The 15,580-nt window shown below is 69.1% G+C and carries 16 protein-coding genes; 14 read left to right on the top strand and 2 right to left on the bottom strand.

What is annotated here, in order from left to right:
• Nucleotides 1-53: 53 nt before the first annotated feature.
• The 13 genes from JI746_RS08280 to JI746_RS08220 all read left to right on the top strand — a co-directional run bounded on the left by JI746_RS08280 (nt 54) and on the right by JI746_RS08220 (nt 12,813).
• A complete protein-coding gene (locus JI746_RS08280) occupies nt 54-728 on the top strand; it encodes a YfgM family protein (protein ID WP_201688381.1) in 675 nt (224 codons plus the stop codon).
• The gene (gene bamB / locus JI746_RS08275) at nt 725-1,876 is read left to right on the top strand and encodes an outer membrane protein assembly factor BamB (RefSeq protein ID WP_201688379.1); all 1,152 of its coding nucleotides are present in this window, start codon (nt 725-727) and stop codon (nt 1,874-1,876) included. Before JI746_RS08280 ends, bamB begins: the two co-directional genes overlap by 4 nt.
• Nucleotides 1,877-1,889: 13 nt before the next feature.
• Complete coding sequence (gene der / locus JI746_RS08270; RefSeq protein ID WP_201688372.1) at nt 1,890-3,227, top strand: ribosome biogenesis GTPase Der; 1,338 nt, start codon at nt 1,890-1,892, stop codon at nt 3,225-3,227.
• A 139-nt stretch (nt 3,228-3,366) separates the two neighbouring features.
• The gene (gene hfq, locus JI746_RS08265) at nt 3,367-3,615 is read left to right on the top strand and encodes an RNA chaperone Hfq (RefSeq protein ID WP_201688364.1); all 249 of its coding nucleotides are present in this window, start codon (nt 3,367-3,369) and stop codon (nt 3,613-3,615) included.
• A 61-nt stretch (nt 3,616-3,676) separates the two neighbouring features.
• Nucleotides 3,677-4,852, top strand: coding sequence for a GTPase HflX (hflX, locus tag JI746_RS08260; RefSeq protein WP_236599671.1), 1,176 nt, complete (start codon nt 3,677-3,679; stop codon nt 4,850-4,852).
• Nucleotides 4,853-4,904: 52 nt separating this feature from the next.
• Nucleotides 4,905-6,236, top strand: a complete 1,332-nt coding sequence (hflK, locus tag JI746_RS08255; RefSeq protein ID WP_201688358.1) for an FtsH protease activity modulator HflK — start codon at nt 4,905-4,907, stop codon at nt 6,234-6,236.
• Entirely contained in the window at nt 6,237-7,160 is a 924-nt protein-coding gene (gene hflC, locus JI746_RS08250) for a protease modulator HflC (protein WP_201688349.1), read from the top strand. It abuts the gene before it with no gap.
• A gap of 6 nt (nt 7,161-7,166) precedes the next feature.
• A complete protein-coding gene (locus JI746_RS08245) occupies nt 7,167-7,355 on the top strand; it encodes a DUF2065 domain-containing protein (RefSeq protein ID WP_201688347.1) in 189 nt (62 codons plus the stop codon).
• A gap of 188 nt (nt 7,356-7,543) precedes the next feature.
• Complete coding sequence (locus JI746_RS08240; protein WP_201688341.1) at nt 7,544-8,707, top strand: ATP phosphoribosyltransferase regulatory subunit; 1,164 nt, start codon at nt 7,544-7,546, stop codon at nt 8,705-8,707.
• Nucleotides 8,708-8,754: 47 nt separating this feature from the next.
• Nucleotides 8,755-10,083, top strand: a complete 1,329-nt coding sequence (locus JI746_RS08235; protein WP_201688340.1) for an adenylosuccinate synthase — start codon at nt 8,755-8,757, stop codon at nt 10,081-10,083.
• 14 nt (nt 10,084-10,097) lie between these two features.
• Nucleotides 10,098-10,622 carry a phosphoribosyltransferase gene (locus JI746_RS08230; RefSeq protein ID WP_201688339.1) on the top strand — a complete coding sequence of 175 codons (525 nt, stop codon included), beginning with the start codon at nt 10,098-10,100 and terminating at the stop codon, nt 10,620-10,622.
• Between the two features lie 150 nt (nt 10,623-10,772).
• A complete protein-coding gene (locus JI746_RS08225; protein WP_201688338.1) occupies nt 10,773-11,987 on the top strand; it encodes a PLP-dependent transferase in 1,215 nt (404 codons plus the stop codon).
• Nucleotides 11,988-12,030: 43 nt separating this feature from the next.
• Nucleotides 12,031-12,813, top strand: coding sequence for a DUF2189 domain-containing protein (locus JI746_RS08220; RefSeq protein WP_201688337.1), 783 nt, complete (start codon nt 12,031-12,033; stop codon nt 12,811-12,813).
• Nucleotides 12,814-13,178: 365 nt separating this feature from the next.
• On the opposite strand, the gene mnmH is transcribed toward JI746_RS08220, so the two are convergent.
• Together mnmH and JI746_RS08210 are read right to left on the bottom strand one after the other, a co-directional pair.
• Nucleotides 13,179-14,234: a tRNA 2-selenouridine(34) synthase MnmH gene (gene mnmH, locus JI746_RS08215; protein ID WP_201688336.1), complete on the bottom strand. Its 1,056-nt coding sequence runs from the start codon at nt 14,232-14,234 to the stop codon at nt 13,179-13,181.
• Nucleotides 14,231-14,869, bottom strand: coding sequence for an arylesterase (locus JI746_RS08210; RefSeq protein WP_201688335.1), 639 nt, complete (start codon nt 14,867-14,869; stop codon nt 14,231-14,233). Before JI746_RS08210 ends, mnmH begins: the two co-directional genes overlap by 4 nt.
• Here JI746_RS08210 and JI746_RS08205 point away from each other — a divergent pair.
• The gene (locus JI746_RS08205) at nt 14,868-15,530 is read left to right on the top strand and encodes an ABC transporter ATP-binding protein (RefSeq protein ID WP_201688334.1); all 663 of its coding nucleotides are present in this window, start codon (nt 14,868-14,870) and stop codon (nt 15,528-15,530) included. The two genes, JI746_RS08210 and JI746_RS08205, sit on opposite strands and share 2 nt — an antisense overlap.
• Nucleotides 15,531-15,580 lie beyond the last annotated feature (50 nt).

The raw sequence follows: 15,580 nt of genomic DNA, 5'->3' as shown, positions 1-15,580 counted from the left end.
CCAGCCTACAATCCGCAAACTGGGCAGCACAAGAGCCCTTTCAAGGGCACACCATGGCACATCTCGACCTCGAAGAACAGGAACAGCTTGACCAGCTCAAGCACTACTGGAACCAGTACGGCAACGCGATCACCTGGATCCTGATCGTCGTGTTCGGCTCCATCGCCGCCTACAACGGCTGGCAGTACTGGGAACGGCGCCAGGCGGCGCAGGCCTCCTTCCTCTACGACGAGGTCGAGCGCGCCGCCGGCAGCGGCGACGCCGCCCGCGTGGAGCAGGCCTACAAGGACATCAAGGACCGCTTCGGCCGCACCACCTATGCGCAGCAGGCCGGCCTGCTGGCCGGGCGCGTGCTCGTGGAGCGCGGCAAGGCCGATGCCGGCAAGTCGGCGCTGCAATGGGTGGCGAGCGACGCCAAGGACGAGGGCCTGCAGGCCGTCGCCCGGCTGCGCCTGGCCGCCCTGCTGGTCGACGCCAAGGACTACGACGGCGCGCTCAAGCAGCTCAATGCGGGCATGCCGCGCGAATTCGAGGCGCTGGCCGCCGACCGCCGCGGCGACATCTACAACCTGCAGGGCAAGAAGGACCAGGCCAAGCTGGAATACATGAAGGCCTGGCAGGCCTTCAGCGCCGATTCGCAGTATCGCCCGCTGGTGGAGGTGAAGCTCACCGCGCTCGGCGTCGACGTGCAGACGCTCAAGCCCGCCGGGGAGACCGCCAAGTCATGACGGGACCGCGATTCCTGCGCGCCGCACTGGCCGTCGGCGCGGCTGTCCTGCTGGCCGGCTGTTCCTTCCTGAATTCGCTCCCGCTGATCGGCGGCGCCGAGAAGCCGAAGCCCGCCGAACTGCAGGCCAACCCCAACCTGCTGGCGGTCCGCCAGGCCTGGACGGGCAAGATCGGGACGGTCGATTTCCCGCTGGTCGTGACGGTCAACGGCAACGTTGCCGCCATGGCCTCCAGCGACGGCACCGTGGTCGGCCTCGATGCGGCCACCGGCCGCGAGCAATGGCGCGGCAGCGCCGGCGCGCCGCTGGCCGCTGGCGTGGGCTTCGACGGCAGCACGGCCGCCGTGATCACCCGCAACAACGACCTGGTCGCGATGGTGAGCGGCAAGGAAGTCTGGCGCCAGAAGCTGGGCGCGCTGTCGTACACCGCGCCGCTGGTGGCCGGGGCGCGCGTGTTCGTGCTGGGCGGCGACCGCTCGGTCTCCGCCTACGACGGCGGCACCGGCCGGCGCCTGTGGACGCAGCAGCGCCAGGGCGAGCCGCTGGTGCTGCGCGAAGCCGGCGTGATCCTGGCCGTGGGCGACACGCTGGTGGTGGGGCAGGGCGGCCGCCTGGCGGGCCTCAATCCCCTCAACGGCAGCTCGCGCTGGGAGGCTCCGATCGCCACCGCGCGCGGCATCAACGACATCGAGCGCCTGGTCGACCTGGTCGGCCGCGTGAGCCGCGTCGGCGATTCGATCTGCACGCGCGCCTTCCAGGCCGCCGTGGGCTGCGTCGATGCCGGTCGCGGCACCGTGGTCTGGACCCAGCGCGCCAACGGCTCCGAGGGCCTGCATGGCGATGCCGCCAACGTGTTCGGCAGCGAGAGCGACGGCAAGGTCGTCTCCTGGAAGCGCGCCGACGGCCAGCGCGCCTGGACCAACGACAAGCTGCTGCACCGCGGCGTCGGCACGCCGCTGGCCCTGGGCCGTGCGGTGGTCGTCGGCGACGACTTCGGCTTCGTGCACATGCTCTCGCGGGACGACGGTACGCTGCTGCAGCGCCTGGCCACCGACGGCAGCGCGATCGCCGCGGCGCCGGTGGCGGCGGGCAACACGCTCGTCGTCGTCACGCACAACGGCAACATCTACGGGTTCGTCCCGCAATAAGGTTCCTGGCAGCATGAAGCCGGTCATGGCCCTCGTGGGCCGCCCCAACGTCGGCAAGTCGACGCTGTTCAACCGGCTGACCAAGTCGCGCGACGCCATCGTGGCCGACTTCGCGGGCCTCACGCGCGACCGCCACTACGGCAACGCGCGCCACGGCCGCTACGACTTCATCGTCATCGACACCGGCGGCTTCGAGCCGACGGCGGAGCAGGGCATCTACAAGGAGATGGCCAAGCAGACGCAGCAGGCCGTCGCCGAGGCGGACGTGGTGGTCTTCGTGGTCGATGCGCGCGCCGGCGTCTCGGCGCAGGACCACGACATCGCCAACTACCTGCGCAAGCTGGGCAAGCCCACGCTGCTGGCGGCCAACAAGGCCGAAGGCATGCAGGAAGGCGCCCAGCTGGCCGAGTTCTACGAGCTGGGGCTCGGGGAGGTCCACCCGGTCTCCGCCGCACACGGGCAGGGCATCCGCAGCCTCGTGGACGAGGCCTTCGCGCCGCTGAACCTGCCGGAAGAGGACGAGGGCGCCGAAGACCAGCAGACCGGCATCCTCAAGCTGGCCGTCGCCGGCCGGCCCAACGTCGGCAAGTCGACCCTGATCAACGCCTGGCTGGGCGAGGAGCGGCTGGTCGCCTTCGACCTCCCGGGCACCACGCGCGACGCCATCTCGGTGCCCTTCGAGCGCAACGGCCAGAAGTTCGAGCTGATCGACACCGCCGGCCTGCGCCGCAAGGGCAAGGTCTTCGAGGCGATCGAGAAGTTCTCGGTGGTCAAGACGCTGCAGGCGATCGAGTCCGCCAACGTGGTCCTGCTGCTGCTGGATGCCACCCAGGGCGTGACGGACCAGGACGCCCACATCGCCGGCTACATCCTGGAGAGCGGCCGCGCCGTGGTGCTGGCCGTCAACAAATGGGACGCGGTGGACGACTACCAGCGCGAGCTGCTGCGCCGCCAGGTGGAGCAGCGCCTGCCGTTCCTGAAGTTCGCGGACCTGCACTTCATCTCGGCGGCCAAGCGCCAGGGCCTGGGCCCGGTATGGGCGTCGATCATCGCCGCCTACAAGTCGGCCATGGTGAAGATGACCACCCCCGTGCTCACGCGGCTGGTGCAGGAGGCGGTGCAGTTCCAGGCCCCCAAGCGGGCCGGCATGTTCCGCCCGAAGCTGCGCTACGCCCACCAGGGGGGCATGAACCCGCCTGTGATCGTCGTGCACGGCAACTCGCTGGAGCACGTGACGGACGCTTACAAGCGCTTCCTGGAAGGGCGCTTCCGCAAGGAATTCAACCTCGTGGGCACGCCGCTGCGCATCGAGATGCGGACTTCGAAGAATCCGTACGCCGAAAAGGAATGACGAATGACCCGGCGCTGGGCGCCGGATGACCTCGCCGCTGCGCGGCCGGGGGCGCCGCCCCCGGCAGTCATTTTTCCGCCCACCCCCGCGGCTGTGGTAATGTGGGAGTTCCAACAACACCGGAAACACGGAGAATATCGTGAGCAACAAAGGGCAGCTACTACAAGACCCCTTCCTGAACACCCTGCGGCGCGAGCACGTTCCGGTGTCGATCTACCTCGTCAACGGCATCAAGCTCCAGGGCCAGATCGAATCGTTCGACCAGTACGTGGTGCTGCTGCGCAACACCGTGACGCAGATGGTCTACAAGCACGCGATCTCCACCATCGTTCCGGGCCGCGCGGTGAACTTCTCGCCGGCCGAGAACGGGGAAGGCGCGTCCAGCTGAGACTTTCCCGCATGACGGCCCGCCATTGCGGGCCCACCTTCCGCCCTTCCTGGTTGCCGGTTTGAGCGCACCCTCCGAACGCCCGGTTGCCGCCACCGTCCTGGTGGGGGTGGACCTGGGCCTCCCCCATTTCGACGCCGAACTCGAGGAACTGGGCCAGCTCGCCCAGACCGCGGGCATGGAGCCGGTCGCCCGCGTCACGGCGCGGCGCAAGGCGCCCGATGCCGCCCTGTTCGTGGGTCGCGGCAAGGCCGACGAGATCAAGCAGCTGGCCGAGGAAACCGGCGCCAGCGAGATCCTGTTCGACCAGGCCCTGAGCCCGGCGCAGCAGCGCAACCTGGAGCGGCACATGGGCCTGCCGGTCAACGACCGCACCCTGCTGATCCTGGAGATCTTCGCCCAGCGCGCCCGCAGCCACGAGGGCAAGCTGCAGGTCGAACTCGCCCGCCTGCAGTACCTCAGCACGCGCCTGGTGCGCCGCTGGTCCCACCTGGAACGCCAGACCGGCGGCGCCGGCGTGCGCGGCGGCCCGGGCGAAAAGCAGATCGAACTCGACCGCCGCATGATCGACGACGCGATCAAGCGCACCCGCGAGCGCCTGGTGAAGGTGAAGAAGCAGCGCGCCACCCAGCGCCGCCAGCGCGAGCGCCGCGATACCTTCAGCATCTCGCTGGTCGGCTACACCAACGCCGGCAAGTCCACGCTGTTCAACGCGCTGGTCAAGGCGCGCGCCTATGCGGCCAACCAGCTGTTCGCCACGCTGGACACCACCACGCGCCAGCTGTTCCTGCAGGACGAGGCGGCCGGCAACGGCATGGCGGGCCGCTCGGTTTCGCTGTCTGACACGGTCGGCTTCATCCGCGACCTGCCGCACGGCCTGATCGACGCCTTCCAGGCCACGCTGCACGAAGCCGCCGACGCGGACCTGCTGCTGCACGTGGTGGATGCCGCCAATCCGCACCACCCGGAGCAGATCGCCGAAGTTCAGCGCGTGTTGCACGAGATCGGAGCGGCGGAAGTGCCGCAACTGCTGGTGTTCAACAAGATCGACGCGCTGGAGCCCGCCCAGCGCCCGCGCCAGCCGGTGGACCATTTCGAGGTCGAGGGGGTGCAGCATCCGCGCGTGTTCGTCAGCAGCCAGACGGGCGAAGGCCTGCCGCAGTTGCGCCGCGAACTCACGCGCATCGTGGCCGAGGCCTCGCGCCCGGCCGAGGCCGTTCCCCCTGGCTCATCATGACGTCAGTCGCATTGGGCACAATGTGGCTGCCGATAACGAGAGATCCGAACGAATGAAGCTTCTTTCCCGCAGCCTGAGCCCTTCCGGGCTGATAGGCCGCATCCGGGGCGTGTTCAACCTGAACGACCCCCGCTGGGGCCGTGGCGAAGACAAGAACAACGACCGCGAACGCGGGGACGGCAAGGGCCCCAACCAGGGCCCGCCGGACCTCGATGAACTGTGGCGTGACTTCAACCGCAAACTCGGTGGGCTGTTTGGCGGCCGCAAGGGCGGCAGCGGCGGCGGCTTCGGCGGCGGCGGCAACGGCAACTTCCAGCCGGACATGAAGAGCGCCGGCGTGGGCGCCGGGCTGATCGCGATCGTCGTGGTCGTGATCTGGATGGGCACCGGCATCTTCATCGTGCAGGAAGGCCAGCAGGCCGTCATCACGCGCTTCGGCCGCTACAGCGCCACCGTCGGCGCCGGCTTCAACTGGCGGCTGCCGTACCCGATCGAGCGCCACGAGGTCGTCTACGTCACGCAGATCCGCTCGGTGGACGTGGGGCGCGACAACGTGATCCGCGCGACCGGCCTGAAGGAATCGGCGATGCTGACCGAGGACGAGAACATCGTCGAGATCAAGTTCGCCGTGCAGTACCGCCTGAACGACGCCCGCGCCTGGCTGTTCAACAGCAAGAACCCGCAGGAAGCCGTGGTGCAGGCCGCCGAAACCGCCGTGCGCGAGGTGGTCGGCAAGATGAAGATGGACCTGGCGCTGGCCGAGGAGCGCGACCAGATCGCCCCGCGCGTGCGCACGCTGATGCAGCAGATCCTGGACCGCTACCAGATCGGCGCCGAAGTGGTCGGCATCAACCTGCAGCAAGGCGGCGTGCGCCCGCCCGAGCAGGTGCAGTCGGCCTTCGACGACGTGCTGCGGGCCGCGCAGGAACGCGAGCGCGCCAAGAACGAGGCGCAGGCCTATGCCAACGACGTGATCCCGCGTGCCGTCGGCGCCGCCTCGCGGCTGGCGCAGGAAGCCGAAGGCTACAAGTCGCGCATCGTGGCGCAGGCGCAGGGCGATGCGCAGCGCTTCAAGCTGCTGCTGGTGGAATACCAGCGCGCGCCGCAGGTCACCCGCGACCGGCTGTACCTCGAGTCGATGCAGCAGATCTACGGCAACGTGACCAAGGTGCTGGTGGAGTCGCGCCAGGGCGGCAACATGCTGTTCCTGCCCCTCGACAAGATCATGCAGCAGGTCGCCGCCGGCGGTGCCGCCGCGCAGCAACCGCACGAAGCGGCTCCGCAGCCGTCGCCGGCTTCGGCGCCGCCTCCCTCGTCTTCCACCTCCTCGAACGATGCGCGCACGCGCGACAACGCGCGCGGCCGCGAGAGGGAGTCCCGCTAAATGAATCGCATCGGTTTCATCGTTTCCTCGCTGCTGGTCCTGCTGGCCCTCCTCAGCTCCATGCTGTTCGTGGTGGACCAGCGCCAGTTCGGCGTGGTCTATGCCTTCGGCCAGGTCAAGGACGTGATCAGCGAGCCGGGCCTGAAATTCAAGCTGCCGCCGCCGCTGCAGAGCGTGAGCTACATCGACAAGCGCCTGCTGACGCTGGACAGCGTGGACACCGAACCCATGCTCACCGCGGAGAAGCAGCGCGTGGTCATCGACTGGTACGTGCGCTGGCGCATCACCGACCCGCTCGCCTACATCCGCAACGTCGGCCTCGACGAGGCCGCCGGCAACAACCAGCTCAATCGCGTGGTGCGCAACGCCTTCCAGGAGGAGGTGAACCGCTTCACCGTGCGCGAGCTGCTGTCGGTCAAGCGCGAGCAGCTGATGGCGGACGTCAAGCGCGAGGTGCAGGAAGTGGTCAAGGGTGCCAAGCCCTGGGGCGTCGACGTGATCGACGTGCGCATCACGCGCGCCGACTACGTCGAGGCGATCACCGAGTCGGTCTACCGCCGCATGGAAGCCGAGCGCAAGCGCGTGGCCAACGAGTTGCGCTCCACCGGCGCGGCCGAGGGCGAGAAGATCCGCGCCGACGCCGACCGCCAGCGCGAAGTCACCGTGGCCAATGCCTACCGCGACGCGCAGAAGATCAAGGGCGAGGGGGATGCGCTGGCCGCTTCGACCTACGGCGAGGCCTTCGGCCGCGACCCGCAGTTCGCGCAGTTCTATCGCAGCCTCGAGGCCTACAAGTCGAGCTTCAGCAAGAAGAGCGACGTGCTGGTGCTCGATCCGAACGGCAGCGAGTTCTTCCGCACCTTCCGCGGCGGCCTCTCCGGCAGTTCGGCCGCGCCCGCGGCACCCGCAGCGGGCCGCCGGTAGGCCGCATTGGACACGAACGTCTTCTGGGCTGCCCTGGCCTTGATGCTGGTGCTGGAAGGCCTGTTCCCGTTCCTGTCCCCCGGTGGCTGGCGGCAGACCTTCCTGAAGCTGCTGCAACTGCGCGACGGCCAGCTGCGCTTCTTCGGGCTCACGAGCATCATGCTGGGGTTGATGCTGCTGTGGATCGTCCTGTAGTACGTAGCGCGTAGCGCGGTTCCTCTTGGCGCGTCAGTGTCATCCCCGCGCAGGCGGGGACCCAGAGGACGCGCGCAGCGCGTCGACAGCCGGACGCCCTGGGTTCCCGCCTTCGCGGGAACGACGGGGACCGAGGATCGCACCCTGCCCAGCCGGTAGAATCACGTTTTTAACAGCCCCGCATTTCCATGTCCGCCTGGGTCCTGCCGGATCACATCGCCGATGTGTTGCCTTCCGAGGCCCGGCACATCGAAGAACTCCGCCGCGAACTGCTAGACACCGCCCGTGGCTATGGCTACGAGCTGGTGATGCCGCCCATGCTGGAGCACCTGGAGTCGCTGCTCACCGGCACCGGCGAGGCCTTGGACCTGCAGACCTTCAAGCTGGTGGACCAGCTCTCCGGCCGCATGCTGGGCTTGCGTGCCGACACCACGCCCCAGGTCGCGCGCATCGACGCCCACCTGCTCAATCGGCAGGGCGTCACGCGCCTGTGCTACTGCGGCCCGGTGCTGCACACGCGCCCGGACCGCCCCCACGCCACCCGTGAACCGCTGCAGTTCGGCGCCGAGATCTACGGCCATGCCGGCCTCGAGGCCGATCTCGAAGCCCTGCTGCTGGCCCTGGACTGCCTCAAGGCGACGCGCGTGGCGCCGCTCACGGTGGACATGGCCGATGCGCGCATCGTGCGCTCGCTGCTCTCCGGCCTCGGCCTGCCGCCGGAGCGGCTCGCCCGGGTGCATGCGGCGCTGGCCACCAAGGATTCGACCGAGCTGGCGGCGCTCACGAAGGAATTTCCCGGCGCGGCCCGCGAGGCGCTGATGGCGCTGATCCACCTGTACGGCGATGCCAGGGTGCTGGACGAAGCCGCGCGCGTGCTGCCCGACTCGCCGCTGATGCAGCAGGCGCTGCAGCACCTGCGCTGGATCAGCGGCCACGTCGAGGGCGCGAAGATGCGCTTCGACCTCGCCGACCTGCGCGGCTACGCCTACTACAGCGGCATGCGCTTCGGCATCTACACGCCGGGCGCGAGCGACGCGCTGGTGCGCGGCGGCCGCTACGACGAGGTCGGCGCCGTGTTCGGGCGCAACCGTCCGGCGGTGGGCTTCAGCCTCGACGTGCGCGAACTCGTCGGCGTGGCCGCCACGCGCTCGCTCAAGGCTGCGATCCGCGCGCCGTGGCTGGACGCCGGCCCCGACGCCAGCGAACTGCGCGCCGCGATCGCGCAGCTGCGCAGCCAAGGCGAGACCGTGGTCTGCGTGCTCCCGGGCCACGAGAGCGAACTCGACGAGTTCGACTGCGACCGCGAACTGGCGCGCGACCCGGCGGGCCGCTGGGCCGTGCAGGCCCTCTGATCCGCCCGGATCCAATCTTTTCCCGAACTTTTTCGAATGGCGAAGTGATGACGAAGACGAAGGGCCGCAATGTGGTCGTGGTCGGCACCCAGTGGGGCGACGAAGGCAAGGGCAAGCTCGTGGACTGGCTCACCGAGATGGCCCAGGGCGTGGTGCGCTTCCAGGGCGGCCACAACGCCGGCCACACGCTGGTGATCAACGGCGTGAAGACGGCGCTGCACCTGATCCCGAGCGGCATCATGCGCCCGGGCGTCAAGTGCTACATCGGCAACGGCGTGGTGCTCTCGGCGGCCAAGCTGCTGGAGGAGATCGAGGGGCTGGAGCAGGCCGGCGTCGAAGTCAGGTCGCGGCTGCGCATCAGCGAGGCCTGCCCGCTGATCCTGCCGTTCCACGCCGCCCTCGACCTGGCGCGCGAGAACCGGCGCGAGCAGGGCGGCACCGAGAAGATCGGCACCACCGGCCGCGGCATCGGCCCGGCCTACGAGGACAAGATCGGCCGCCGCGCCCTGCGCGTGCAGGACCTCAAGCACCCCGAGCGCTTCGCCACCAAGCTGCAGGAACTGCTGGACCTGCACAACTTCGTGCTCACGCAATACCTGAAGGCGCAGCCGGTGGATTACCAGCAGGTGCTGGACGAGGCGCTGCGGCACGGCGAGATCCTGCGGCCGATGATGGCGGACGTCTCGCGCGAGCTGAACGAGGCGCACCTGCACGGCGACAACCTGCTGTTCGAGGGCGCGCAGGGCACGCTGCTCGACGTCGACCACGGCACCTATCCCTACGTCACCTCCAGCAACTGCGTGGCCGGCAATGCTTCCGCCGGCGCCGGCGTCGGCCCGGGCATGCTGCACTACATCCTGGGCATCACCAAGGCCTACTGCACGCGCGTGGGCGGGGGCCCGTTCCCGACCGAGCTCGATTGGCAGACGCCGGGCACCGTGGGCCATCACCTGTCGACGGTCGGCGCGGAAAAGGGCGTGACCACCGGCCGCTCGCGCCGCTGCGGCTGGTTCGATGCCGCGCTGCTGAAGCGCAGCGCGCAGGTCAACGGCCTGTCCGGCCTGTGCATCACCAAGCTCGACGTGCTCGATGGCCTGAAGGAACTGCAGCTGTGCACCGGCTACGAGCTCGATGGCCAGCACACCGACATCCTGCCGCTCGGCGCCGACGAGATCTCCCGCTGCAAGCCGGTGTACGAGACGATAGAAGGCTGGAGCGAATCGACGGTGGGCGTCACGCAGTTCGACCGGCTGCCGGTGAACGCGCGCCTGTACCTGCAGCGCATCGAACAGGTCACGGGCGTGCCCGTCGATATCATCTCCACGGGCGCGGACCGCGACCACACGATCATGATGCGCCACCCCTACCTGGCCTGAAGCAAGGAACCGCGATGTTGACGGAAGACGGCAAGCACCTGTACGTGAGCTACGACGAGTACCACAACCTGTGCGAGAAGCTCGCGATCAAGGTGTACCAGTCGGGCTGGCAGTTCGACACCATCCTGTGCCTGGCGCGCGGCGGCATGCGGCCGGGGGACATCCTCTCGCGCATCTTCGACGTGCCGCTGGCGATCATGTCGACCAGCTCGTACCGGGCCGAGGCCGGCACGGTGCAGGGGCACCTGGACATCGCGCACTACATCACGACGCCGAAGGGCGAGATCGCCGGCCGCGTGCTGCTGGTGGACGACCTGGCGGACTCGGGCCATACGCTGCACAAGGTGGTCGAGATGCTGCGCGGCAACTACAAGGGCATCACCGAGCTGCGCAGCGCCGTGATCTGGACCAAGGGCCTCTCGAAGTTCATCCCCGACTACTCGGTCGACTTCCTCCCCTCCAACCCCTGGATCCACCAGCCCTTCGAGACCTACGACGCCCTGCGGCCGGAGAAGCTGCTGGAGAAGTGGAAGGTCTAGTCGGCGCGAAGGCAGATTGAACGCAAAAGCCGCGAAAGCTGCGCAAAAGCCGCAAAGGAAGATCTGAAGTTTCCTTTTGCGGCTTTTGTCTTTCTTCTGCGGTTTTTGCGTTCGACGGCTGTTCGACCCGAACCCGATTAGCATCCCGGCATGACGAAGCCGGTCACAGACCTCATCCACCATCCTTACCAGCCCCCCGCGGGGTTCAGTGCGCCGCAGCCGGGCGTGTTCAAGGCCTCCACGGTCATCTTTCCGGATACCACCGCACTGCGGGCGCGCGACTGGCGGCACAAGAACGGCTACACCTACGGCCTGCACGGCACGCCGACCACGTTCCAGCTCGAGGAGCGCATCGCCACGCTCGAAGGCGGGCTGCACTGCATCCTGGTGCCCAGCGGCCTGGCTTCGATCGCCAACGTCGGCATGGCACTGCTCAAGGCCGGCGACGAGATGCTGCTGCCCGACAACGTGTACGGGCCCAGCCGCGCGCTGGCCGAAGGCGAATTCAAGGGCTGGGGCATCACCCACCAGCTCTACGACCCGCTCAAGCCCGCCGACCTCGAAGCCCGGATCGGCCCGCACACGAAGCTCGTGTGGCTCGAGGCACCGGGCTCGGTGACCATGGAGTTTCCGGACCTGCCGGAACTGGTGCGCATCTGCCGCCGCAAGGGCGTGACCTGCGCCCTGGACAACACCTGGGGCGCGGGCCTGGCCTTCGATGCCTTCGATCTCGCGCCGGGCAGCGGCGAAGCGCTCGCGGTCGACATCTCCGCGCACGCCCTGACCAAGTACCCGAGCGGCGGCGGCGACGTGCTCATGGGCAGCATCGTCACGCGCGACGAGAAGCTGCACCAGCGCCTGAAGCTCACGCACATGCGCGTGGGCTGGGGCATCGGCGGCAACGACGCCGAGGCGGTGCTGCGCTCGCTGCCCAGCCTGCCGCTGCGCTATCGCGCGCACGATGAAAGCGCCCGCACGCTGGCCCGCTGGTGTGCCGCGCGCGAGGAGATCGTGCAGGTGCTGCATCCCGCGCTGGAAGGTGCGCCTGGCCACGCACACTGGCGGGCCCTGTGCGGCGACGCCGGCCTGGCCGCCGGGCTGTTCTCGGTGGTGTTCCATGAGCGCCATGCGCCGGCGCAGGTCGACGCGTTCTGCGACGCCCTGAAGCTGTTCCGCCTCGGCTACTCCTGGGGCGGGCCGGTCAGCCTGGTGGTGCCGTACGACATCCCGGCCATGCGCAGCGCAGCGCTCGCCACCTGGCCGCACAAGGGCGTGCTGGTGCGCTTCTCCGTCGGGCTGGAGGCGGTGGAGGACCTGCAGGCCGACATCGAGCAGGCCTTGCGCGCCTTGCACCGACCCGGGTAAGTCCCGGATGGGCTGAGCGGAGCCCGCGGCTACCCTGCGGTGGATGGAGAATCCCGCCACCGTCCCGGCCAGGGCTGCGCCCGCCGTGCCGCACGTGCGTCGCATCGGGCTGGCCGCGCCGCTGCGCTGGCTGGCGCTGGGCGCGCGCGACCTGGTGGCGAATCCGGCCATCGCGGCCTTCTATGGCGTCGCCTTCTGCGCCATGGCCGCCTGCATCGCCACCATCTTCCGCCACAGCCCCGAGTACACGATGACCTTCGTCTCGGGCTGCCTGCTGGTGGGCCCCTTCCTCGCCATGGGGCTGTACGACGTGAGCCGGCGGCGGCAGCAGGGGCTGCCCGTTGCCTTCGCCGAGTCGCTCACCTGCTGGGACCGGCACCTGGGCAGCATGGGCCTGCTGGTGCTGATGCTGACGGTGCTCGAACTGCTGTGGGGCCGCGCCTCGCTGGTGGTGTTCGCGGTGTTCTTCAACACGGGAATGCCGTCGACGGCGGGCGTGCTCGAGGCCGTGTTCAATCCGCGCAACTGGGAGTTCCTGGCCGTCTACCTGGTCGTGGGCGGCGCGTTCGCGGGGCTGGTGTTCTGCACCACGGTGGTGGCGATCCCGATGATCCTGGACCGCGATACCGATGCGGTGACGGCGGGGCTCACCAGCTTCCGCGTCGTGCTGGAGAACGCACCCGCGATGCTGTTGTGGGGCGCGCTGGTCGTGGGGCTGACGCTGCTCGCGCTGTGGCCGTGGACCCTGGGCATCCTGGTGGTCGGGCCGTGGCTGGGGCATGCGACGTGGCATGCGTACCGGGACTGCGTCGGGTGGGAAGATTGAATCCTTGGTTTGCGGCAGCCCGCTCGTCATCCCCGCGCAGGCGGATCCAAAACCGCGCACTGCGCGCATCGGGAGCGCTGGATTCCCGCCTTCGCGGGAATGACGGGCGGTGGGCGACGGTCCGTTGCTGACGGCTGTGTCGCCCGCTCGTCATCCCCGCGCAGGCGGGGATCCAGGATCGCGCATTGCGCGGCATCGGGAGCGCTGGATTCCCGCCTTCGCGGGAATGACGGGGGGTGGGCGACGGTCAGTTGCTGACGGCTGTGTCGGCCTCTCGTCATCCCCGCGCAGGCGGGGATCCAGGACCGCGCGCGGCGCGGTATCGGGGAGCCCTGGATTCCGGCCTTCGCGGGAATGACGGGCGCTCAGTCGGCGACCAGTTCCTGCGCCAGTTCCGACATCGCCTGCGGCGTCCGGTTCCTCGGCGCGATAGGCTTCGCTTCGCCGAACTGCCTGAAATTGCGCTGCGTCGAGCCGGCATAGCCCGGGTCGTAGTGCTTCACCAGCAGCTCGCGCACGACGGGCTCGATCTCGCCCGCGCGCACCTGCTGCTGCCACGCATGCACCTGCTCGCGGCCGCGCAATTGCGTGAGAGCCTCCAGCCGCTGGCAGAACAGGTCGCGGTCGCGGCTGAAGAAGTCGTAGTCCTCCAGCAGCAGCTGCACGCGCTCGTCCTCCGGCAGGTCCAGCCGCAGGCAGGGGCTCGCGCGCATCGCCTCGATCAGCGCCTCGGGCACGGCAACGTTGCCGACCTTGCGGCTCTCGCTTTCCACGTAGACCGGACGGGCCGGATCGAAGCCGCGCAGCGTGTCCCACACCAGCGTGTCGAAGCGCTTCTGCGTCGGCTGCGGCTGGCCGGGAATTAGGCCCAGCACCGAGCTGCGGTGGCTCGCCAGCGCTTCGAGGTCGAGGACCTGCGCGCCCGCCGCCTGCAGCGCCTGCAGCAGGCGCGTCTTGCCCGATCCCGTCGGGCCGCAGACGACGCGGTACTGCAGCCGGTTCACCAGCGCGGGCAGTTCGGCCAGCAGTGCGCCACGGAAAGCCTTGTAGCCGCCTTCCACCAGGTGCACCTGGAAGCCGATCTGCCCGAGCACCAGCGACAGCGAGCCGCTGCGCTGGCCGCCGCGCCAGCAGTACACCAGCGGCTTCCAGTCCTTCGGCTTGTCCATCACCTCGCGCTCGATATGGCGGGCGATGTTGGCCGCCACCAGTGCGGCGCCGCGCTTGCGCGCCTCGAAGGAGCTGACCTGCTTGTACAGGGTGCCGACTTCGTGCCGCTGCGCGTTGTCCAGCGAGGGCCAGTTCACGGCGTGCGGCAGGTGGTCCTCGGCGTACTCGGCTTCGCTGCGGGCGTCGATCACCGCGTCGAAATCGGCCAGCCGCGCGATCGCCTCCGCCGCCGGAATCGCTCGCACGCTCATTTCAAAATCTTCTTCAATTCAGCCCAGACGTTCTCCAGCATCCGCGGCTGCGCCTGCGCCTTCGGGTGGATGCGGTCGGACTGGAACAGGTTCATGGCATCGGGTGCGTCGGCGATGCCGGCCAGCAGGAAGGGCACCAGCGCCGCCTGGTGGCGCCTGGCCACCTTCTCGAACAGCTCCGAGAACCGGCGCGCGTAATCGCTGCCGTAGTTCGGCGGCACCTGCATGCCCACCAGCAGCACGCGCGCACCGGACTTGCGCGCCAGGTCCACCATCTGCGAGAGGTTTTCGTCCGTCATCGCCAGCGGCAGCCCGCGCAAGGCGTCGTTGCCTCCCAGTTCGAGGATCACGTGCGTCGGCTGGTGCTGCTGCAGCAGCGCCGGCAGCCGCGAGCGCCCGCCCGAGGTGGTGTCGCCGCTGATGCTGGCGTTGACGACCCTGGCGGCGATCTTCTCCTGCGCCAGCCGCTGTTCCAGCAGCGGCACCCAGCCGGTGCCGCGCTTCAGGCCATACTCGGCGCTCAGCGAATCGCCCACGACCAGGATCACGGGCGTGCCTGCCGCCACGGCGCTGCCGCCGGCGGCGACCAGCACCCCGGCGAGAAAGTCACGCCGCCTCCATCTGCCAAGCCGCATGTCCGAACCCATCATCTCCGTAGAACACGTTTACAAGTCCGTCACCGATTCGACGGGCACCCTGGAGATTCTCCGCGATATCGATTTCTCCCTGGCGCCGCGGGAAACGGCGGCCATCGTCGGCGCCTCCGGCTCGGGCAAGAGCACGCTGCTGTCGATCGTCGCCGGCCTGGACACGCCCACCCGCGGCACGGTGCGCGTGGCGGGGCAGGACCTGTTCGCGATCGACGAGGATGCGCGCGCCGAACTGCGGGCGCGCCAGGTCGGCTTCGTGTTCCAGAGCTTCCAGCTCATGGGCAACCTGACGGCGCTGGAGAACGTGATGCTGCCGCTGGAACTGGCGGGCCGGCGCGACGCGCGCAAATCCGCCACCGAGATGCTGGCGCGCGTCGGCCTCGGCGAGCGGCTCGGACACTATCCGCGCGTGCTCTCCGGCGGCGAGCAGCAGCGCGTGGCGCTGGCGCGCGCCTTCGTGGTCCGGCCGGCGGTGCTGCTGGCCGACGAGCCGACCGGCAGCCTCGATTTCGCCACCGGCGAGACCGTGATGGACCTGATGTTCGAGCTGAACCGGGAGCAGGGCACGACGCTCGTGCTCGTCACGCACGACCGCGGCATCGCCGAGCGCTGCGAGCGCCGCATCACGATCGAAGTCGCGGCCTGAGGGATTCCCACCTCCCCGCGGCGCGGGCGCGCCGTTAGCATGCCTCCACC

This window comes from Ramlibacter alkalitolerans, from assembly GCF_016722765.1.
GTDB classification, from domain to species: domain Bacteria; phylum Pseudomonadota; class Gammaproteobacteria; order Burkholderiales; family Burkholderiaceae_C; genus Ramlibacter; species Ramlibacter alkalitolerans.
The sequence above is the reverse complement of the archived record's forward strand: the minus strand, read 5'-3'. Positions and strand labels throughout refer to the sequence as shown.